The following is a 21,377-nucleotide window of genomic DNA, read 5'->3' as shown; positions in this document are numbered from 1 at the left end:
CATGTTTGACACAGTGCTCGTGGCCAACCGGGGCGAGATCGCCGTCCGCGTCATCCGCACGCTGCGTGCCATGGGCGTGCGCTCGGTGGCGGTCTTCTCCGACGCCGACGCGGACGCCCGGCACGTCCGGGAGGCGGACACGGCCGTACGGATCGGACCGCCGCCCGCCGCCGACAGCTATCTGTCCGTCGAGCGGCTGCTGGAGGCGGCCGCGCGGACCGGCGCCCGGGCCGTCCACCCGGGGTACGGCTTCCTGGCCGAGAACGCCGGCTTCGCGCGTGCCTGCGCCGACGCCGGACTGGTCTTCATCGGGCCGCCCGCCGAGGCCATCGCCCTGATGGGCGACAAGATCCGGGCCAAGGCCACCGTGCGGGAGGCCGGGGTCCCGGTGGTGCCGGGATCGAGCGGCAGCGGCCTGACGGACGACCAGCTGATCGCCGCCGCCCTCGAGATCGGCGTGCCCGTGCTGCTGAAGCCGAGCGCCGGCGGCGGCGGCAAGGGCATGCGGCTGGTGCGGGACACCGCGGCGCTGGCCGAGGAGATCGCGGCCGCCCGCCGCGAGGCCCGCGCCTCCTTCGGCGACGACACGCTCCTCGTCGAGCGGTGGATCGACCGCCCCCGGCACATCGAGATCCAGGTCCTGGCCGACGCCCACGGCAACGTGGTGCACCTCGGCGAGCGCGAGTGCTCGCTGCAGCGCCGGCACCAGAAGATCGTCGAGGAGGCGCCGAGCGTCCTGCTCGACGAGGCCACGCGCGCGTCGATGGGCGAGGCGGCCGTACAGGCGGCGCGCTCGTGCGGCTACCGGGGCGCGGGCACGGTGGAGTTCATCGTGCCGGGCGACGACCCGTCGGCGTACTACTTCATGGAGATGAACACCCGCCTCCAGGTGGAGCACCCGGTCACCGAACTGGTCACCGGCCTCGACCTGGTGGAGTGGCAGCTGCGGGCGGCGGCCGGCGAGCCGCTGGCCTTCGGCCAGCAGGACGTCCGGCTGACCGGGCACGCGGTGGAGGCGCGGATCTGCGCCGAGGACCCCGCGCGCGGCTTCCTGCCGTCCGGCGGCACGGTGCTCAGGCTGCACGAGCCGCAGGGCGACGGCGTGCGCACCGACTCCGGGCTCAGCGAGGGCGCCGAGGTCGGCAGCCTCTACGACCCCATGCTGTCCAAGGTGATCGCCTACGGCCCGGACCGGGAGACCGCGCTGCGCAGGCTGCGTGCGGCCCTGGCTCAGACGGTCACGCTGGGCGTGCAGACCAATGCCGGGTTCCTGCGGCGGCTGCTGGCGCATCCGGCGGTCGTGGCGGGCGATCTGGACACGGGGCTGGTGGAGCGGGAGGCGGAGGCGCTCGTCTCCACCGAAGTGCCGGAGGCGGTGTACGAGGCCGCGGCGGCGGTACGGCTCGACGCCCTGCGCCCGGCCGGCGACGGCTGGGTCGACCCGTTCTCGGTGCCCAGCGGCTGGCGGCTGGGCGGCGCCGCCCGGCCCCCCGCCTTCCACCTGCGGGTCACCGACCCCGTCGCGCACACCCCGCGCGGCACGCACTCCGTCGCCGGCGACCGGGTGTCGGTGACGCTGGACGGCGTCCGGCACACCTTCCACCGCGCCGCCGACTGGCTCGGGCGCGACGGCGACGCCTGGCACGTACGCGACCACGACCCGGTCGCCGCCTCGCTCACCGGGGGCGCCCACGCGGGCGCCGACTCGCTCACCGCTCCCATGCCGGGCACGGTGACGGTCGTCAAGGTGGCCGTCGGCGACGAGGTGGCCGCCGGCCAGAGCCTGCTGGTGGTGGAGGCGATGAAGATGGAGCACGTCATCTCCGCCCCGCACGCCGGCACGGTCGCCGAGCTCGACGTGTCGCCGGGCTCGACGGTCGCCATGGACCAGGTGCTCGCCGTCATCGCCCCGGCCGCCGACCCGGCCGCCGTCCCGGCGAAGGAGGAGCGATGACACTCCCCATGGTCGTGCCGGACCCGGGCCTGCCGGCCCGGGTGCGCGTCCACGAGGTCGGCGCACGCGACGGACTGCAGAACGAGAAGACGACCGTCCCGACGGCCGTCAAGGCCGAGTTCGTGCACCGCCTCGCCTCCGCGGGCCTCACCACCATCGAGGCCACCAGCTTCGTCCACCCGAAGTGGGTGCCCCAACTCGCGGACGCCGAGCAGCTGTTCCCACTGCTGGACGACGTGGACGCGGCCCTGCCGGTGCTCGTGCCGAACGAACGCGGACTCGACCGCGCGCTCGCCCTGGGCGCCCGCCGGGTCGCCGTCTTCGCCAGCGCCACCGAGTCCTTCGCCAAGGCCAACCTCAACCGCACGATGGACGAGGCGCTGGCCATGTTCGAACCGGTGGTGACCCGCGCCAGGGCCGAGGGCGTGCATGTGCGCGGCTATCTCTCCATGTGCTTCGGCGATCCGTGGGAGGGCGCGGTGCCGGTCGAGCAGGTCGTGCGGGTCTGCCGCGCCCTGCTCGACCAGGGCTGCGACGAGCTGAGCCTGGGCGACACCATCGGGGTCGCGACCCCGGGCCACGTCGGGGCGCTGCTGACCGCGCTGAACGAACAGGGCGTGCCCACCGGCGCGCTCGGCGTGCACTTCCACGACACCTACGGGCAGGCGCTCGCCAACACCCTCGCCGCGCTCCGGCACGGCGTCACCACCGTCGACGCGTCGGCGGGCGGTCTCGGCGGCTGCCCGTACGCAAAGTCCGCCACCGGAAACCTCGCCACCGAAGACCTCGTGTGGATGCTGCAGGGCCTCGGCATCGACACCGGGGTCGACCTCGGCCGTCTCGTCGCCACGAGCGAGTGGATGGCCGGCCACCTGGGCCGACCCAGCCCGTCCCGCACCGTACGAGCCCTCGGTAACACGACACAGCCCCACAAGGAGCAGTGACCCCGACATGGACCACCGTCTCTCCCCCGAACTCGAGGAACTCCGCCGCACCGTCGAGGAGTTCGCGCACGACGTCGTCGCGCCCAAGATCGGCGACTTCTACGAGCGGCACGAGTTCCCGTACGAGATCGTCCGCCAGATGGGCCGCATGGGCCTGTTCGGGCTGCCGTTCCCGGAGGAGCACGGCGGCATGGGCGGCGACTACCTCGCCCTCGGCCTCGTGCTGGAGGAGCTGGCGCGGGTCGACTCGTCGGTGGCGATCACCCTGGAGGCGGGCGTCTCGCTGGGCGCCATGCCGATCCATCTCTTCGGCACGCCGGAGCAGAAGCGGGAGTGGCTGCCGCGCCTGTGCTCCGGGGAGATCCTGGGCGCGTTCGGGCTGACCGAGCCGGACGGCGGCTCGGACGCGGGCGCGACGCGCACGACGGCCCGTCTCGACCCCGACACGGACGAATGGGTCATCAACGGTTCCAAGTGCTTCATCACCAACTCGGGCACGGACATCACCGGGCTGGTCACCGTCACGGCGGTGACCGGGCGCAAGCCGGACGGCAGGCCGCTGATCTCGGCGATCATCGTGCCGTCCGGCACGCCGGGCTTCACCGTCGCGAGCCCGTACTCGAAGGTCGGCTGGAACGCCTCCGACACCCGTGAGCTGTCCTTCTCCGACGTGCGCGTCCCGGCGGCGAACCTGCTGGGCGAGGAGGGCCGCGGGTATGCGCAGTTCCTGCGGATCCTCGACGAGGGGCGCATCGCCATCGCCGCGCTGGCGACCGGACTCGCCCAGGGCTGCGTGGACGAGTCGGTGAGGTACGCGAAGCAACGGCACGCGTTCGGCCGTCCGATCGGCGCCAACCAGGCCATCCAGTTCAAGATCGCCGACATGGAGATGAAGGCCCACACGGCCCGTCTCGCCTGGCGGGACGCGGCGTCACGGCTGGTGGCCGGCGAGCCCTTCAAGAAGGAGGCCGCGCTGGCGAAGCTGTACTCGTCGACGATCGCCGTCGACAACGCCCGGGACGCCACGCAGGTGCACGGCGGTTACGGCTTCATGAACGAGTACCCGGTGGCGCGGATGTGGCGCGACTCCAAGATCCTGGAGATCGGCGAGGGCACGAGCGAGGTCCAGCGGATGCTGATCGCCCGCGAGTTGGGCCTGACGGACTGATCCGGCGGGGCCGGACTCCCGGGCGCGCGTCGCGTGCGGTGATGGCCGGAAGTGGCCCTGCCCTCCGCGCCCGGCATGCTCCCGTGTCGGACAACTCCCCTGCTGCGGCGGCCTCGTGGACAGACCACGAGGCCGCCGCGCCGTTCTTGGCTTCACGGGGCGAACGGCCGGACCGCACCCGGTCCACCCACCTGACGCCCTCTTCGCCTTCGATACCCAGGCCGCGCACGGGCGACGGACGGGAAGCGCTCCCGGCGCCCCGCACCCCGGGGCCACCTTCTGGACATCAGATGAGGTTAGGCTAACCTACATTCGAATCGTCCTCGGGTGATCCACCCCGTTCGAAAGTAGCCAGAGACATGTCCAACGTCAGAGTCGCCCGCCCCTCCCGCCGCGGCATCCTCGCCGCCGGTGGCGCCCTCGGCCTCGGCGCCGCGCTCGCAGCCTGCGGGAACGACGACGCGAAGAGCACGGGCTCCGGGTCGTCGGCGAGCGCCTCTGCCAAGTCCGGCCCCTGGAGCTTCAAGGACGACCGCGGCACCACGGTGAAGCTGGACGCGATCCCCGCGAACATCGTCGCCTTCACCGGCGTCGCCGCCGCCCTCTTCGACTACGGGATCCAGGTCAAGGGCGTCTTCGGCCCGACGAAGACCGCCGCGGGCAAGGCGGACGTCCAGGCCGGCGACATGGACGTCAGCAAGGTGACGGTCCTCGGCAACGTCTGGGACGAGTTCAACGTCGAGAAGTACGCGGCCCTCGCGCCCGACGTCCTCATCTCCACGATGTTCGACAACGCAGGCACCCTCTGGTACGTCCCCGAAGCCTCCAAGGACAAGATCGCGAAGCTCGCCCCGAGCGTCGGCATCTCGGTCTACGACCGCCTGCTGACCGCTCCGCTGCAGCGCGTGTGGGAGCTGGCCGAGTCGCTCGGCGCCGACATGACGGCGGCCGCGGTCACCGACGCGAAGAAGAAGTTCGAGGCCGCCGCCGCCCGGCTGCGCGCCGCCGCCAAGGCCAAGCCCGAGATCAAGGTGATGGCCGGTTCCGCGAGCGCCGAGCTGTTCTACGTCTCCGGCAGCAACCTCTCCGTCGACCTGGAGTACTTCAAGTCCCTCGGCGTGAACCTCGTCGAGCCGCCGGAGAGCGCCAAGGCCCAGGGCGGCGGCTGGTACGAGTCGCTGAGCTGGGAGAACGTCGACAAGTACCCGGCCGACATCATCATGATGGACGACCGCTCCTCGACGGTCCAGCCCGCCGACATCACCGAGGCGACCTGGAAGAAGCTGCCCGCGGTGCAGGCCGGTCAGGTCATCGCGCGCTCGCCCGAGCCGATCCTGTCATACGACAAGTGCGTGCCGCTGCTGGAGAACCTCGCCGCCGCACTGGAGAAGGCGAAGAAGGTTTCCTGACCCCCGGGTGGCTCGGGCGAAAGCAGGTGAGCCACCCCTCCCCCCGCCCACAGGAGCACCCCCGTGACCACCGCCGTCGCCGCACCCTTCCGGTTCTTCCCCCTCCAGGTCGTGCGCGCCCGCCGCCTCGGGTCGTCGCTCGTGCGGGTCACCTTCGCCGGGGAGGATCTGCGGCACTTCCTCTCCGACGGGCGCGACCAGTCGCTGTCGCTGTTCCTGCCCCACCCGGGGCAGGACGCGCCCGCCGTGCCCTTCGAGCTGGGCGACGGATGGTGGCAGGCCTGGCGTGAACTGCCCGACGGGGTAAGGGCGGTGATGCGGTCGTACACCCTGCGCGCCCTGCGCCGCGACGCGCTCGGCCGCACCCGGGAGATCGACATCGACTTCGTGCTGCACACCCCGGCCGGCCCCGCCTCCGCCTGGGCCTCCCGGGCGGCCGCCGGGGACCGGGTCGTCCTGCTGGGCCCGGCCGTGGCCGACAACCGGGCGATCCGATTCCGGCCGCCGCACGACACCGATCTGGTGCTGCTGTGGGGTGACGAGAGCGCCCTTCCGGCCGTCGCCTCGATCCTGGAGTCCCTGCCGGCCGGGCAACGCGCCCGGGTGTGGCTGGAGACGCACGACGCGGGGAACGTGGCGGAGTTGGCGACGGTCGCCGACGCCGAGGTCACCTGGGTGACCGGGGAGGGCTCCGTCGACGCCGTGCGCGCCACCCGGCTCCCGGCCACCGAACGTCCGTACGTCTGGATCGCGGGCGAGTCGGGGTGCGTGAAGGCGCTGCGGCGGCACTTCGTCCAGGAGCGCGGCATCGACCGGCGGCGCATCACCTTCGTCGGGTACTGGCGCCGGGGCATGAGCGAGGAACAGCTCCGCGAGGCGGAGTAGGCGCCCCGACCGCCGTGCCCCCGCGGGCAGTTGCCGCACGCACGGACGTGATCACGGTCACGGCACAGGCATGACCAAGATCAGTTAACTTAGGTTAGGCTAACTTAAGTTGAATCTCCTGCTCCGCCTTTCGCCGTCCACCCGCGGACCCCGTCCCCACCCCCGGAGGACCCCACCCATGCGCTCGCACCTGCTCAATGACACGACCGCTGAGCAGTACCGCCGCTCCGTGACCGAAGGAGTAGAGCGGGTCGCCGCCAAACTGGCCTCCACCGAGCGGCCGTTCACCGGCATCACGGTCGACGCCCTCGCACCCCGCATCGACGCGATCGACCTCGACCGGCCGCTGGGCGACACCACCGCCGTGCTGGACGAGCTGGAGGAGGTCTACCTCCGCGACGCGGTCTACTTCCACCACCCCCGCTATCTCGCCCACCTCAACTGCCCGGTCGTGATCCCCGCCGTCCTCGGCGAGGCGGTGCTGTCCGCCGTCAACTCCTCCCTGGACACCTGGGACCAGTCGGCGGGCGCCACCCTCATCGAGCGCAGGCTGATCGACTGGACGACCGCCCGCATCGGCCTCGGGCCCGCCGCCGACGGCGTGTTCACCTCCGGCGGCAGCCAGTCCAACCTCCAGGCCCTGCTGCTCGCCCGCGAGGAGGCGAAGTCGGACTCCCCGGCGAAACTGCGCGTCTTCGCCTCCGACGTCAGCCATTTCAGCGTGCGGAAGTCCGCCAAGCTGCTGGGCCTCGAGCCGGACGCGGTGGTCTCCGTCCCCGTCGACCACGACAAGCGCATGCAGACGGTCGCGCTCGCCCACGAGCTGGAGCGCTGCAAGCGGGACGGACTCGTCCCGATGGCCGTCGTCGCCACCGCCGGCACCACCGACTTCGGCTCGATCGACCCGCTTCCCGAGATCGCCGAACTGTGCCAGCAGTTCGGCGCTTGGATGCACGTCGACGCCGCCTACGGCTGCGGGCTGCTCGCCTCCGTGAAGCACCGGGACCGGATCGACGGCATCGAGCGCGCCGACTCCGTCACCGTCGACTACCACAAGTCCTTCTTCCAGCCCGTGAGTTCGTCCGCCGTGCTGGTGCGGGACGCGGCCACGCTGCGCCACGCCACCTACCACGCCGAGTACCTCAACCCGCGCCGCATGGTGGACGAACGCATCCCCAACCAGGTCGACAAGTCCCTCCAGACCACCCGCCGGTTCGACGCGCTCAAACTGTGGATGACCCTGCGCACCATGGGCGCCGACGGCATCGGCCGGCTCTTCGACGAGGTCTGCGACCTGGCCGCCGAGGGCTTCGACCTGCTGGCCGCCGACCCGCGCTACGACGTCGTGGTCCAGCCGTCGCTCTCCACCCTCGTCTTCCGCTACGTCCCCGCCGCCGTCACCGACCCGGCCGAGATCGACCGGGCCAACCTCCACGCCCGCAAGGCCCTTTTCGCCTCCGGAGACGCCGTGGTCGCGGGCACCAAGGTCGGCGCCCGCCACTACCTGAAGTTCACCCTGCTCAACCCCGAGACGACGGCCGACGACATCACGGCCGTCCTCGACCTGATCGCCGGCCACGCCGAGCAGTACCTGGGAGACTCCCTTGACCGCGCTTCCTGAACCCGCCCCCGTGACCCGGACCCACGACTTCGTGGGCATCGGGCTCGGCCCGTTCAACCTCGGCCTCGCCTGCCTGACCGAGCCGATCGACGCGCTCGACGGCGTCTTCCTGGAGTCCAAGCCGCACTTCGAGTGGCACTCCGGAATGTTCCTGGACGGCGCCCACCTGCAGACCCCGTTCATGTCGGACCTGGTCACCCTGGCCGACCCGACCTCCCCGTACTCCTTCCTGAACTACCTGAAGGAGAAGGGCCGGCTCTACTCGTTCTACATCCGCGAGAACTTCTACCCGCTGCGCGTCGAGTACGACGACTACTGCCGCTGGGCCGCCGACCAGCTGAGCAGCGTGCGGTTCTCCACGACCGTCGCCGAGGTGACCTACGAGGACGAGCTGTACGTCGTGCGGACGACCGCCGGCGAGGAGTTCCGCGCCCGTCACCTCGTCCTCGGCACCGGCACGCCCCCGTACGTCCCGGAGGCCTGCGCGGGACTGGGCGGCGACTTCACGCACAACTCGCGCTACCTCGAGCACAGAGCCGAGCTGCAGAAGAAGGAGTCGATCACGCTGGTCGGCTCGGGCCAGTCGGCCGCCGAGATCTACTACGACCTGCTCAGCGAGATCGACGTCCACGGCTACCGGCTGAACTGGGTCACCCGCTCCCCACGCTTCTTCCCGCTCGAGTACACCAAGCTCACGCTGGAGATGACCTCCCCCGAGTACGTCGACTACTTCCACGAGCTGCCGGAGCAGACCCGCTACCGGCTCGCGGCCGAGCAGAAGGGCCTGTTCAAGGGCATCGACGGCGAGCTCGTCAACGAGATCTTCGACCTGCTCTACCGCAAGAACCTCGGCGGCCCGGTGCCCACCCGGCTGCTGACCAACTCCTCGCTCACCGGCGCGGCCCACGCCGACGGCGCCTACAGGCTGTCCTTCCGCCAGGAGGAGCAGGGCAAGGACTTCGAGCTGACCTCGCAGGGGCTCGTCCTGGCCACCGGTTACCGGTACGCCGAGCCGGAGTTCCTCGCGCCGGTCCGGGACAGACTGCGTCACGACTCCCGGGGCAACTTCGACGTCGGCCGCAACTACGCCGTCGACATCACCGGCCGGGGCGTGTTCCTGCAGAACGCGGGCGTGCACGCGCACAGCGTCACCTCGCCCGACCTCGGCATGGGCCCTTACCGCAACAGCTGCATCATCCGCGAGCTGCTCGGCAGCGAGTACTACCCCGTCGAGAAGAGCATCGCGTTCCAGGAGTTCGGCGTATGAGCACCGTCACCGCCACGGCCGCCGTCGGCCGGCCGGCCTTCCGCCCCCTCGACCCCCTCCGGGACGCCGAGCTGCTGCACCGCTGGGTGACGCATCCCAAGGCCGCCTACTGGATGATGCAGGACGCGCGACTCGTCGACGTCGAGCGGGCCTACATGGAGATCGCGGCCGACGAGCACCACCACGTGCTGCTCGGCCTGCACGACGGCGAGCCCGCGTTCCTCATGGAGTACTACGACCCCCGCCACCGGGAGCTGGTCGGCCTGTACGAGCCGCGGCCCGGGGACGTCGGCATGCACTTCCTGGTCGCCCCCACCGACCGGCCCGTGCACGGGTTCACGCGCGCCGTCATCACCGCCGTCATGGCCCGTCTCTTCGAGGACCCGGCCATCGCCCGCGTCGTCGTCGAGCCGGACGTGTCCAACAAGGCCGTGCACGCGCTGAACGAGGCCGTCGGGTTCGTGCCCGAGCGGGAGATCCAGAAGCCGGAGAAGCGGGCGCTGCTGAGCTTCTGCACCCGCGAACAGTTCACCGCGGCCACGGGGGTGACGGCATGAGCCTCACCGACGCCGTGACCCACCTCTCCCCCGAGCGCTGGGCGAAGGCCAACCGCCTGCTCGTCCGCAAGGCCCTCGCGGAGTTCGCGCACGAACGCCTGATCACCCCCGAGGAGCAGGACGGCCGGTACGTCGTGCGCAGCGACGACGGGCTGACGGCCTACCGGTTCACCGCCGTCCGGCGCGCCCTGGACCACTGGCAGGTGGACGCCGGGTCGATCACCCGCAGCCGCGAGGGGGCCGAACTCCAGCTGGAGGCACTGGACTTCTTCATCGAACTGCAGAAGACGCTGGGCCTCAGCGACGCGATCCTGCCGGTCTATCTGGAGGAGATCTCCTCGACCCTGTCCAGCACCTGCTTCAAGCTGGCCAAACCGCCGCTCACGTCGGCGGAACTGGTCGGCGGCGGCTTCCAGGCCATCGAGACCGGGATGACCGAGGGCCACCCGTGCTTCGTCGCCAACAACGGGCGGCTCGGCTTCGGCGTCCACGAGTACCTGTCGTACGCCCCGGAGACGGCGAGCCCGGTCCGCCTGGTGTGGCTGGCGGCCCACCGCTCACGGGCCGCGTTCACCGCGGGCGCCGGGATCACGTACGAGTCGTTCGTGCGCGAGGAACTGGGCGAGGAGACGGTCGAGCGGTTCGACGCGATCCTGCGCGAGCGGAGCCTGGACCCGTCCGACTACCTCCTCATCCCCGTCCACCCCTGGCAGTGGTGGAACAAGCTCTCCGTCACCTTCGCGGCCGAGATCGCCCGCGGGAACCTGGTGTGTCTGGGCGAGGGCGACGACGAGTACCTGGCACAGCAGTCCATCCGGACGTTCTTCAACCGGTCCCACCCCGAGAAGCACTACGTCAAGACGGCCCTGTCCGTGCTCAACATGGGCTTCATGCGGGGGCTGTCGGCCGCCTACATGGAGGCGACCCCGGCCATCAACGACTGGCTGGCGCAGCTCATCGACAACGACCCCGTACTGAAGTCGAGCGGCCTGTCGATCATCCGGGAGCGGGCGGCCGTCGGCTACCGGCACCTGGAGTACGAGGCCGCCACGGACCGCTACTCGCCGTACCGCAAGATGCTGGCCGCGCTGTGGCGCGAGAGCCCCGTCCCCTCCCTCCGGGACGGCGAGTCGCTCGCGACCATGGCCGCCCTGCTCCACGTCGACCACGAGGGCAGGTCGGCGGCCGGCGTACTGATCGAGCGGTCCGGCCTGCGCCCCACCGAGTGGCTGCGCGCCTACCTGGAGGCGTACTACACACCGCTGCTGCACTGTTTCTACGCCTACGACCTGGTCTTCATGCCGCATGGCGAGAACACGATCCTGGTGCTCAGGGACGGTGTCGTGCAGCGGGCGGTCTACAAGGACATCGCCGAGGAGATCGCCGTCCTGGACCCGGACGCGGTGCTGCCGCCCGAGGTCCGGCGCATCCGCGTCGAGGTGCCCGACGACACGAAGCTGCTGTCCGTCTTCACGGACGTCTTCGACTGCTTCTTCCGCTTCCTCGCCGCCGGCCTGGCCGACGAGGGGATCCTGGCGGAGGACGACTTCTGGCGCACGGTCGCCGAGGTCACCCACGCCTACCAGGGCGCGCACCCCGTACTGGCCGACAGGTTCCGCCAGTACGACATGTTCGCCCCCGAGTTCGCCCTGTCCTGCCTCAACCGGCTCCAGCTGCGCGACAACCGGCAGATGGTGGACCTCGCGGACCCGTCGGGCGCCCTCCAGCTGATCGGCACCCTGAGAAATCCCGTCGCGGGGTTCTGATCGAGGCGACGGGCGCCCGACGGGTACGGTCCCCGGGGGCGCCCGTCGCCGTGTTTGGAAGAATCCCCCCATGGCGGAAATCATCCAGCGAGACGGAACCTGGGTCTTCGACGGCGACGCCCTGCGGCTGACCCCGGGCCGGGACAGGAACGTCAGCCTGCTCCGCCGGACGCTGGGCGAACTGACCGTCCCCCTGGGCGCGTTGGCCGGCGTCTCGTTCGAGCAGGGCAAGAAGGCCGGACGGCTCAGACTGCGGCTGCGCGACGGCGCGGACCCCCTGCTGCAGTCGACCGGCGGCCGGCTGACCGAACCGCACGATCCTTACCAGCTGAGCGTCGAGTCCGACCGGTACGGCGTCGCCGAGTACCTGGTGGACGAGGTGCGCCGGGCGCTGCTGCTCGACGGGGTCCCGGCCGGCCCGGTGGACGCCTATCTGCTGCCCGGCCCCTCCGTGCCCCTGTCGGTCTCCGCCGGCGACGGCACCGCGAGCTTCGACGGTGAACGGGTGCGCCTGGAGTGGAACTGGAAGACGGAGGAGTCCAAGGCCTCGGCCGGCGCCCGCAGTATCGGCGTCGCCGATATCGAGGGCGTGGAGTGGCAGCCCGCGGTCGGTCTCGAGAACGGTTGCCTGCGTTTCCGGCTGCGGCACGCGCCGACGAAGGCGCCGGCCAAGTACGACCCCAACGCCGTGGAACTGTGGGGCTTCAAGAAGGACCCCCTGATGGCGCTCGTCGCCGCGGCCGTGCAGGCCCGGCTGCCCCACCCGGCCGCCGTCCCCGAGGAGGCGCCGCCGCCGTCCGCGTCCCTGGCGCCGGGCCTGCCGTCGGGGGCTGTGCCCTCCCCCGCGCCCGGCCACGACCACGACGCCCTGCTGCGTCGGCTGCGCGAGCTCGGTGAGCTGCACCGCGACGGCGTGCTGACGGACGACGAGTTCGCGCTGGCCAAGCAGGCGGTCCTGCACCGCATGTGACGCGGACGAGGACCGCCGGCCGGCGTGGGCGTGCGGGTGGACGTCCGGGTGGGGTGCGGCGGGAGCGTGTGCCGCGGGCGTGTGCGCGGCTGATCCGGCTGCGGCGCGCCCCGCCCTCCGGACGCACCGCAGCCGAAGGTCCTGGTTGGCCTTGCGGGCCACCGTGAAGTGGTCGACCCGCCCGCCGCTCCCGGCGACGCCGCGGACCGCCGGCGTGGCCCTGCGGCCCTCGGCGGCGGGGGTGACGTCGACACGCGGGAGCGAGCGGCCGAGAGGACGACGGCCCGCCGGACGCCACTCGGATGCGCGCGCGGGGGCTCATAACACATTCGGTGTTCCGCCACGGCTACTTGGCAGGGGCCTGCCCGAAACCGGGCAGGTTTCTTGCGAAACCGGCTCTCGTACCCCAGGATCTACCGGGTGCACGACGAACTTGTTGATCACCTGACGCGTTCCACGCCCCTCCAGCGGGGCGAGGCGCTGCGGGTGATCCAGGATGTGCTCGCCTACTTCGACGAGACGACCGAGAATTACGTCCGTCGCCGCCATCGCGAGCTCCAGGCCCAGGGCCTGGTGAACGCGGAGATCTTCATACGGATCGAGGCGGACCTGCAATACCGGGCGGTCGCACCTCCGGAGCTCTCGCTCCGGCAGCTGCGGCGCATCGTCTACGGCTGATCGAAAGCTTGGGGATACCTTTATATGTGCGGAATCGTCGGATACATCGGCAAGCGCGACGTCGCGCCCCTGCTGCTGGAGGGACTGCAGCGCCTGGAGTACCGCGGGTACGACTCCGCGGGCATCGTCGTCACGTCCCCGAAGACGGCCGGCCTGAAGATGGTCAAGGCCAAGGGCCGGGTCCGTGACCTGGAGGCCAAGGTCCCGGCGCGCTTCAAGGGCACGACCGGCATCGCGCACACCCGCTGGGCCACCCACGGCGCCCCCTCCGACGTGAACGCCCACCCGCACATGTCGGCCGACCTCAAGGTCGCCGTCGTCCACAACGGCATCGTCGACAACGCCTCCGACCTGCGCAGGAAGCTCGAGGCCGACGGCGTCGAGTTCCTCTCCGAGACGGACACCGAGGTGCTCGTCCACCTCATCGCCCGCTCCCAGGCGGAGAAGCTCGAGGACAAGGTCCGCGAGGCGCTGCGCGTCGTCGAGGGCACCTACGGCATCGCCGTCATGCACGCCGACTTCAACGACCGCATCGTCGTGGCCCGCAACGGCTCGCCGGTCGTCCTCGGCATCGGCGAGAAGGAGATGTTCGTCGCCTCGGACATCGCCGCGCTGGTCGCCCACACCCGTCAGATAGTCACTCTCGACGACGGCGAGATGGCCACCCTCAAGGCCGACGACTTCCGCACGTACACCACCGAGGGCACCCGCACCACGGCCGAGCCGACGACCGTCGAGTGGGAGGCCGCCTCCTACGACATGGGCGGCCACGACACCTACATGCACAAGGAGATCCACGAGCAGGCCGACGCCGTGGACCGCGTGCTGCGCGGCCGCATCGACGACCGCTTCTCCACCGTGCACCTCGGCGGCCTCAACCTGGACGCCCGCGAGGCGCGCCAGATCCGCCGCGTCAAGATCCTCGGCTGCGGCACCTCGTACCACGCGGGCATGATCGGCGCCCAGATGATCGAGGAGCTGGCCCGCATCCCCGCGGACGCCGAGCCGGCCTCCGAGTTCCGCTACCGCAACGCGGTGGTGGACCCCGACACCCTGTACATCGCCGTCTCGCAGTCCGGTGAGACGTACGACGTGCTGGCGGCCGTGCAGGAGCTGAAGCGCAAGGGCGCCCGGGTGCTGGGCGTGGTCAACGTGGTCGGCTCGGCGATCGCCCGCGAGGCGGACGGCGGCGTGTACGTGCACGCGGGCCCCGAGGTCTGCGTCGTCTCGACGAAGTGCTTCACCAACACCACCGTGGCGTTCGCGCTGCTCGCCCTGCACCTGGGCCGCACCCGCGACCTGTCCGTGCGCGACGGCAAGCGGATCATCGAGGGACTGCGCAGGCTGCCCGGCCAGATCGCGGAGATCCTCTCCCAGGAGGAGGAGATCAAGAAGCTGGCCGAGGAGTTCGCCGAGGCCCGCTCGATGCTCTTCATCGGCCGCGTCCGGGGCTACCCGGTGGCCCGTGAGGCCTCCCTGAAGCTCAAGGAGGTCTCGTACATCCACGCCGAGGCCTACCCGGCCTCCGAGCTCAAGCACGGCCCGCTGGCCCTCATCGAGCCCGCGCTGCCGACGGTCGCGATCGTCCCGAACGACGACCTGCTGGAGAAGAACCGCGCGGCCCTGGAGGAGATCAAGGCCCGCAGCGGCCGGATCCTCGCGGTGGCCCACGAGTGCCAGGAGAAGGCCGACCAGACGATCGTCGTCCCGAAGAACGAGGACGAGCTCGACCCGATCCTCATGGGCATCCCGCTCCAGCTCCTCGCCTACTACACGGCGAAGGCGCTCGGCCGGGACATCGACAAGCCGCGCAACCTCGCGAAGTCGGTGACGGTCGAGTAGCCGGACCGGACACCGACGAGCGGCCCCCCGCGTGCGCCACCTGCACGCGGGGGGCCGTTCTCGCGCCGGGCACGCCCGGCTCCCCGGCTGCCGTTCAGCCCGCGGCCGTCACTCCGGGGCGGGCAGCGCGTCGGGAGAACGCGGTGGGCCAGTGGGCCAGCGCCGCCGTCGCCGCGTACCAGGCGACCGCGCCCGACGCGACGGCGAACCAGCCGCCCGCCTTGGTGAGAGCGTCGCTGTCGGCGAACCGGGCGACGGCCATCAGCACGAGCCCGGCGCAGAACAACCCGTAGGAGCCCTGGCCGAGCTGGTCGCCGCCGGCGAGGGTCAGGGAGAGCGCCACGAGGGCGAACAGGAGCAGGAAGAGCCCCGCCGCGTTGTCGGAGGCCTGGGTTCCGGCAGAGACCGCCCAGGTGAACCAGAAGGCGCCGAGGACGGTGTAGGCGGTGCCGGTGGCCGCGTCGCGGTCCCGGAGGGCGAACAGGCCGGCGACGAACAGTGCGACGCCGCCGATGTAGTGGGCGATGGTCACGGCGTCCGCAGCCGTCACACCGTCGATGAGGTCGGTGTACCCGAGACCGAAGGCCAACAGGGTGACGCCGAGGGCGAGTCGGCCGGCGATCGTGGTGGTGCTGCTTCCCGCAGAGACGTCGTTGTCCACGGCGGGGCTCCCTTCAGGCATGTGCAGTTGTGTGAGCGATATATGCCCTTCACAAAGGCACAAACACCTCTACGCGCCAGTAGGTTCACGCTGCGCGCACGGCGGGCCGCAAGCCCCCCGGATCTCGTCCCACCTGGGGGGGCCGCTGGTCACGGAATGACGACGACGGGCCGCTTCGCCCGCTTGGCGAGCCGCCCCGCGACGGACCCGAAGAGCCGGCCGACGAGGCCGTGCGTCGAGCCGACGACGATCGCGTCGGCCTCGTACTCCCGCCCCACCTCTTCGAGTTCGTGGCAGATGTCGCCGCCCCGCTCGACCAGGATCCAGGGCACCTCGGCGAGGTAGTCCGCGCACGCCAGCTCCAGACCGAGCACCTCGGTGCGGTGGTCCGGCACATCGACGAAGACCGGCGGCTCACAGCCGGCCCACACCGTGGTGGGCAGCCGGTTGGCGACATGGACGATGATCAGCCCCGAGCCGGAACGATGCGCCATGCCGATGGCGTACGCGAGAGCGCGCTCGCTGGACGTGGAGCCGTCGAAGCCGACGACCACGCCGTGCTTGAAGGCGGGATCGCAGGAATGACGCGCTTCTTCCGCCGCCAGGGGCTCGGCCGCCGTGGGATCGGCGACGGGCCGCTTGCGGTCCGCGGGTTCGAAGAATTCGTGACCGGCCATGGCTGTCTCGGCGTATCGATCCTTATACGGGTGCGACGGCGGTGAGCGGCGGAGCTGTCCGGGAATGGTCTTCCCCACCCCATACCCCCAAGGGTACGGCGGCACGCCTCCTGGGCCCAGAGCCCGCACACCCTCGGTGGGGGTTCCAGGGAGCATGCACGAGCGGACGCCCGTAACGCAATGGTTGCTGCCCCGTACAGGCGGTTTGCACAGGGTCCGCTCGTACCGGACGCGCCGCGGCAGTGACCGACCGCCCGAACGGACGTTGAACCCCTTGTACCGCCGCCCGCCCGCCGCCGCCCGCCGCCGGTCGCCCGCCCCGCCACGCCGTCCCGCCGCCGGTCGCCCCCGCCCCCGGGAAGGAGCCCGCCCCGTGCCCTCGCCCCGCGTCCGCCCCGAGAACCACCCGGGCGACGACCGGATCACCGGCCTGATCCGCTGGGCGGCCTTCACCTGCGCGCTCGTCCCGGTGGTCCTCCTCTGGTACGGGACCTCCCCGGCCGGCACGGCCGGCACCGCCCTCGGCCTCGCCGCCGTCACCGCCGTCTGCCGGCTGCTGCTGCGCCGGTCCGAGCGGTACCCGGCCAGGCTGCTCGCCGAGGAGCAGACGCCGCGGGTACACCACCGCGGGCGCCACCAGCGGACCGGAACGGGGGCCCACCGTGGCGGTCGTCACTCCGGGGGAAACTCACCGGTCGGTTGACCGGTTTTCACACATGGACCCGCTTCTTTTCAGCCAACTTCCGGTCTCTGTGCATCTCTTGCCGTAACCACCCCCCACCCCCCGTTCCACCTGCACGGAAAGGGTCTTCGGTACCCTGCGCACCCTACGGGGATTGGCCACCACACCGAGGCGCACTTCCCTGCACGGCCCACGAGTGCAACGCTTCGTGATCGAATGCTTCACGCCAAGTTGCCATGTCGACAATCCGCCGGGTGGTGAACTGGCCACGCCGGCATTGTGCGACACGTTAGATTCGATCTTGACTGTCTACGGCGGGGGACTCGTGCAGGACCGAGGGGAAACGTGCAGGAACGACACAACCGAGGAGCCGCGACCACCGAGGGGGGCTTAGCAGTATGAGCCACGACTCCACTGCCGCGCCGGAAGCCGCGGCCCGGAAGCTTTCCGGGCGACGCCGCAAGGAGATCGTCGCGGTGCTGCTGTTCAGCGGCGGTCCCATCTTCGAGAGTTCCATACCGCTGTCGGTGTTCGGGATTGACCGCCAGGACGCCGGCGTACCGCGCTACCGCTTGCTGGTGTGCGGCGGCGAAGAAGGCCCGCTGCGGACCACAGGGGGCCTGGAACTCACCGCGCCACACGGCCTGGAGGCGATCGCACGGGCGGGCACGGTCGTCGTGCCGGCCTGGCGCTCGATCACCTCGCCGCCGCCGGAGGACGCGCTCGACGCACTGCGCCGGGCGCACGAAGAGGGCGCCCGCATCGTGGGCCTGTGCACCGGCGCGTTCGTCCTGGCCGCGGCCGGCCTGCTGGACGGCCGCCCGGCCACCACCCACTGGATGTACGCGCCGACACTGGCCAAGCGCTATCCGTCGGTGCACGTCGATCCACGAGAACTCTTCGTGGACGACGGCGACGTGCTGACGAGCGCCGGCACCGCGGCCGGAATCGACCTCTGTCTGCACATCGTGCGGACGGATCACGGCAACGAGGCGGCCGGTGCGCTGGCCCGCCGCCTGGTCGTCCCGCCTCGCCGCTCGGGCGGTCAGGAGCGCTATCTCGACCGGTCTTTACCCGAGGAGATCGGCGCCGACCCGCTCGCCGAGGTCGTCGCCTGGGCGCTGGAGCACCTCCACGAGCAGTTCGACGTGGAGACGCTGGCGGCACGCGCCTACATGAGCCGCCGCACCTTCGACCGCCGTTTCCGGTCGCTCACCGGCAGCGCGCCCCTGCAGTGGCTGATCACCCAGCGAGTGCTGCAGGCGCAGCGGCTGCTGGAGACCTCGGACTACTCGGTGGACGAGGTGGCCGGCCGGTGCGGCTTCCGCTCACCGGTTGCCCTGCGCGGCCACTTCCGCCGCCAGCTCGGCTCGTCGCCCGCGGCGTACCGGGCGGCCTACCGGGCGCGCAGGCCACAGGGCGAACGCTCGCCGGACAGCGAACCGCCACCGCCGCCGCCACCGCCGCTGCACCCGGAGACGCCCGGCCCGGTGCCGCCGCAGGTCCGGCGCACGGCCGCGGCGACGGCCGGACCGGTGGGCGCGTCCGCGTCGCTGCCGTCCGAGCATGCCCGCGAGGCGTACCTGGCCTCGCGCGCGAGTCTTCCGGGGCAGCGCAGCGGCCTGTGACCGCGGGACGGCATTCTGTGGACGCCGGACGGGCATCTCGCCCCGTCCGGCGTCCGCGTCCCCGGCCGGCGAGCCCGGTGCCCGCCGCGGACGCATCAAAAGCCGACGTCAGCTTTAGGGTGGTCGCATGAACGATCGCATGGTGTGGATCGACTGCGAGATGACCGGCCTCTCGCTGTCGGACGACGCTCTCATCGAGGTTGCCGCCCTCGTCACCGACTCCGAGCTGAACATCCTCGGCGACGGTGTGGACATCGTCATCCGGCCGCCGGCCGAGGCGCTGGAGACGATGCCGGAGGTGGTGCGCCAGATGCACACGACGTCCGGGCTGCTCGACGAGCTGGCGGGCGGGACGACGCTCGCCGCGGCGGAGGAGCAGGTGCTGGCGTACGTCCGCGAGCATGTGAAGGAGCCGGGCAAGGCGCCCCTGTGCGGGAACTCCGTCGGCACCGACCGCGGATTCCTGGCGCGGGACATGACGACCCTCGAGGGCTACCTGCACTACCGGATCGTGGACGTCTCCTCGATCAAGGAGCTCGCGCGGCGCTGGTACCCGCGCGCGTACTTCAACAGCCCCCCGAAGAACGGCAACCACCGCGCCCTCGCCGACATCCGCGAGTCCATCGCGGAACTGCGCTACTACCGCGAGGCCGTCTTCGTGCCGCAGCCCGGGCCCGACTCCGACACGGCGAAGTCGATCGCCGCGAAGCACGTGCTGCCCGCCCCCTAGAAAGCCGTGCGCGAGCACCCCTTCGGACCCTGTACACTTTTTCTCGGCCGGTAGGGAGACCGCAAAGTCCAACTGCCGGGCGTGGTGGGTGTAGCTCAGCTGGTAGAGCACCTGGTTGTGGTCCAGGATGCCGCGGGTTCGAGTCCCGTCACTCACCCTGAGTCATCAGCCGGTGACCTCCCGCGAGGGAGGTCACCGGCTGATGTGTTTCCCGGGAGCAGTCATGCGCTCAGCCGTCCGCCCCGAGCCGATCGGCACCGCCCGGCTCGACCTTCTCCCGCTGCGCGTCGACCACGCGGCACGCATGGCGGCGGTCCTCGCCGATCCCGCCCTGCACACCTTCATCGGCGGCGCGCCCTGCACGCCCGAGGAACTGCGCGCCCGCTACGAACGCCTCGTCGCCGGCTCCCCCGACCCGGCCGTCTCCTGGTGCAACTGGGTGCTGCGGACACGGGACGACGGCCGCCTCGCCGGAACCGTCCAGGCGACGGTGACCGGCCGGACCGAGGCCGAGATCGCCTGGGTCGTGGGCGTCCCCTGGCAGGGCCGCGGCCTGGCCTGCGAGGCGGCCCGCGGGCTCGTCGAATGGCTGCGGGACCAGGGCGTGCGCACGATCGTCGCCCATGTCCACCCCGACCACCGGGCCTCCGCGGCGGTGGCCGCCGCAGCCGGGCTCTCCCCGACGCGGGAGGAGCAGGACGGCGAGATCAGGTGGCGTTCCCCAAGCCCCGGAAGCGTCTGACGCCCCCGCCCCGCCTCCCCGCCTTCCGGAACCCGGTCCGCGCCCGTCCGTCTGCCCGCCCGTCCGTCCGTCCGTCCGTCCGTCAGGAGGACGCCCGCCCCACCAGCTCCGTCGCCAGCACCACCTGCCGGCGCTCCAGGCCCCGGGAGACCGCCGGACGGCGGTCCGCGATCTCGGTGAGGAGGAGGTCCAGCATTCTGCGGCCCATCTCCTCGATGGGCTGGCGCACGCTCGTCAGCGGCGGGTCCATGTGACGGGCTATCGCCGAGTCGTCGTAGCCGACCAGGGCCACGTCCTGCGGAATGCGGCGTCCCGCCTCGCGCAGCGCCTGCCGGGCGCCCGCCGCCATGACGTCGGAGCCCGCGAAGACCGCGTCGAGCGTGGGGGTACGGGCCAGGAGTTCGCGCATCGCGCGATGGCCGCCCTCCTCGGTGAAGTCGCCCAGGGCGATGAGCCCTTCGTCCACCGGGTGCCCGGCGTCGCGCAGCGCGTCCCGGTAGCCGTCCACGCGCCGCTGGGCGCCGTAGACGTCGAGGCGGCCGGTGATGTGGGCGATGCGGGTACAACCCCGGGACAGCAGGTGCTCGACCGCCGAGCGGCCACCGCCGTAGTTGTCGGAGTCCACCGACGGGAGCGTCTCCCCGGCGGAACGCGGACCACTGATCACCGCGGGGATCTCCAGCTGCGACAGCAGATCGGGCAGCGGGTCGTCGGCGTGCACCGAGACCAGCAGGACGCCGTCCACCCGGTGCGCCGCCAGGTACTGGGCCAGCCTGCGCCGTTCGCGATCGCTACCCGCGAAGATCAGCAGCAGCTGCATCTCGGTCTCCGCGAGCTCCGCGCCGACGCCGCGCAGCATGTCCGAGAAGTACGGCTCGGCGAAGAACCGGGTCTCCGGTTCGGGGACGACGAGGGCGATCGCGTCCGTGCGGTTGGCCGCGAGCGCGCGGGCGGCGGTGTTCGGGACATAGCCGAGCTCGGCGACCGCCGCCTCCACCGCCGCGCGGGTCGCGTCGCTGACCCTGGGCGAGCCGTTGATCACCCGGGAGACCGTGCCCCGGCCGACGCCGGCGCGCGCAGCCACCTCTTCAAGGGTCGGCCGGCCTCCGCTGCGCCCCCGTGCTCCGTGGCCTGCCATGGGCTCCGCCTTCCCGTTGTTCGCACTCGCCTGGAATCTAACAGTCCTGCGTGCCGGG

General features: G+C 71.5%; 19 protein-coding genes and 1 tRNA gene. 17 read left to right on the top strand and 3 right to left on the bottom strand.

Annotated elements, in window-relative coordinates:
* Position 1: 1 nt before the first annotated feature.
* From C6376_RS14665 to glmS, 12 genes are all read left to right on the top strand, one after another.
* Positions 2-1,954, top strand: a complete 1,953-nt coding sequence (locus C6376_RS14665) for an acetyl-CoA carboxylase biotin carboxylase subunit (RefSeq protein ID WP_107443827.1) — start codon at positions 2-4, stop codon at positions 1,952-1,954.
* Positions 1,951-2,898 carry a hydroxymethylglutaryl-CoA lyase gene (locus C6376_RS14660; protein ID WP_107443826.1) on the top strand — a complete coding sequence of 316 codons (948 nt, stop codon included), beginning with the start codon at positions 1,951-1,953 and terminating at the stop codon, positions 2,896-2,898. Before C6376_RS14665 ends, C6376_RS14660 begins: the two co-directional genes overlap by 4 nt.
* A gap of 7 nt (positions 2,899-2,905) precedes the next feature.
* A complete protein-coding gene (locus C6376_RS14655; protein WP_107443825.1) occupies positions 2,906-4,066 on the top strand; it encodes an acyl-CoA dehydrogenase family protein in 1,161 nt (386 codons plus the stop codon).
* Between the two features lie 359 nt (positions 4,067-4,425).
* A complete protein-coding gene (locus C6376_RS14650; protein WP_107443824.1) occupies positions 4,426-5,475 on the top strand; it encodes an ABC transporter substrate-binding protein in 1,050 nt (349 codons plus the stop codon).
* Positions 5,476-5,538: 63 nt separating this feature from the next.
* On the top strand, positions 5,539-6,360 hold the full coding sequence (locus C6376_RS14645) for a siderophore-interacting protein (protein WP_107443823.1): 822 nt from the start codon (positions 5,539-5,541) through the stop codon (positions 6,358-6,360).
* Between the two features lie 178 nt (positions 6,361-6,538).
* Entirely contained in the window at positions 6,539-7,981 is a 1,443-nt protein-coding gene (gene desA / locus C6376_RS14640; RefSeq protein ID WP_107443822.1) for a lysine decarboxylase DesA, read from the top strand.
* On the top strand, positions 7,965-9,248 hold the full coding sequence (locus C6376_RS14635; protein WP_107443821.1) for a lysine N(6)-hydroxylase/L-ornithine N(5)-oxygenase family protein: 1,284 nt from the start codon (positions 7,965-7,967) through the stop codon (positions 9,246-9,248). The genes desA and C6376_RS14635 overlap by 17 nt, the downstream gene beginning before the upstream one ends.
* Positions 9,245-9,805, top strand: coding sequence for a GNAT family N-acetyltransferase (locus C6376_RS14630; RefSeq protein ID WP_107443820.1), 561 nt, complete (start codon positions 9,245-9,247; stop codon positions 9,803-9,805). Before C6376_RS14635 ends, C6376_RS14630 begins: the two co-directional genes overlap by 4 nt.
* On the top strand, positions 9,802-11,571 hold the full coding sequence (locus C6376_RS14625) for an IucA/IucC family siderophore biosynthesis protein (protein ID WP_107443819.1): 1,770 nt from the start codon (positions 9,802-9,804) through the stop codon (positions 11,569-11,571). The genes C6376_RS14630 and C6376_RS14625 overlap by 4 nt, the downstream gene beginning before the upstream one ends.
* Before the next feature lie 70 nt (positions 11,572-11,641).
* Positions 11,642-12,541, top strand: coding sequence for a DUF4429 domain-containing protein (locus C6376_RS14620; protein ID WP_107443818.1), 900 nt, complete (start codon positions 11,642-11,644; stop codon positions 12,539-12,541).
* 420 nt (positions 12,542-12,961) lie between these two features.
* Positions 12,962-13,219, top strand: a complete 258-nt coding sequence (locus C6376_RS14615) for a hypothetical protein (RefSeq protein WP_107443817.1) — start codon at positions 12,962-12,964, stop codon at positions 13,217-13,219.
* Positions 13,220-13,243: 24 nt separating this feature from the next.
* Complete coding sequence (gene glmS / locus C6376_RS14610) at positions 13,244-15,061, top strand: glutamine--fructose-6-phosphate transaminase (isomerizing) (protein WP_107443816.1); 1,818 nt, start codon at positions 13,244-13,246, stop codon at positions 15,059-15,061.
* Between the two features lie 94 nt (positions 15,062-15,155).
* Here the strand turns inward: glmS and C6376_RS14605 are convergent, their stop codons facing one another.
* On the bottom strand, positions 15,156-15,722 hold the full coding sequence (locus C6376_RS14605; RefSeq protein WP_107443815.1) for a GPR1/FUN34/YaaH family transporter: 567 nt from the start codon (positions 15,720-15,722) through the stop codon (positions 15,156-15,158).
* Between the two features lie 149 nt (positions 15,723-15,871).
* Complete coding sequence (locus tag C6376_RS14600) at positions 15,872-16,399, bottom strand: universal stress protein (RefSeq protein WP_107443814.1); 528 nt, start codon at positions 16,397-16,399, stop codon at positions 15,872-15,874.
* A 373-nt stretch (positions 16,400-16,772) separates the two neighbouring features.
* On the opposite strand from C6376_RS14600, the gene C6376_RS14595 reads away from it, so the two are divergent.
* The 5 genes from C6376_RS14595 (at position 16,773) to C6376_RS14575 (ending at position 20,181) form a co-directional block, all read left to right on the top strand.
* Positions 16,773-17,102 (top strand): hypothetical protein, encoded by a 330-nt coding sequence (locus C6376_RS14595; RefSeq protein ID WP_107443813.1) that lies wholly within the window; start codon positions 16,773-16,775, stop codon positions 17,100-17,102.
* A gap of 377 nt (positions 17,103-17,479) precedes the next feature.
* On the top strand, positions 17,480-18,709 hold the full coding sequence (locus C6376_RS14590; protein ID WP_107443812.1) for a helix-turn-helix domain-containing protein: 1,230 nt from the start codon (positions 17,480-17,482) through the stop codon (positions 18,707-18,709).
* Positions 18,710-18,836: 127 nt separating this feature from the next.
* Positions 18,837-19,439: an oligoribonuclease gene (gene orn / locus C6376_RS14585; RefSeq protein ID WP_107443811.1), complete on the top strand. Its 603-nt coding sequence runs from the start codon at positions 18,837-18,839 to the stop codon at positions 19,437-19,439.
* An 84-nt stretch (positions 19,440-19,523) separates the two neighbouring features.
* Positions 19,524-19,596, top strand: a tRNA-His gene (locus C6376_RS14580).
* A gap of 66 nt (positions 19,597-19,662) precedes the next feature.
* Positions 19,663-20,181, top strand: a complete 519-nt coding sequence (locus C6376_RS14575) for a GNAT family N-acetyltransferase (RefSeq protein ID WP_107443810.1) — start codon at positions 19,663-19,665, stop codon at positions 20,179-20,181.
* A gap of 82 nt (positions 20,182-20,263) precedes the next feature.
* Here the strand turns inward: C6376_RS14575 and C6376_RS14570 are convergent, their stop codons facing one another.
* Positions 20,264-21,319 carry a LacI family DNA-binding transcriptional regulator gene (locus tag C6376_RS14570; RefSeq protein ID WP_107443809.1) on the bottom strand — a complete coding sequence of 352 codons (1,056 nt, stop codon included), beginning with the start codon at positions 21,317-21,319 and terminating at the stop codon, positions 20,264-20,266.
* Positions 21,320-21,377: the final 58 nt, after the last annotated feature.

This window comes from Streptomyces sp. P3, from assembly GCF_003032475.1.
GTDB lineage: Bacteria > Actinomycetota > Actinomycetes > Streptomycetales > Streptomycetaceae > Streptomyces.
This window is presented reverse-complemented; position numbering and strand designations above follow the sequence as displayed.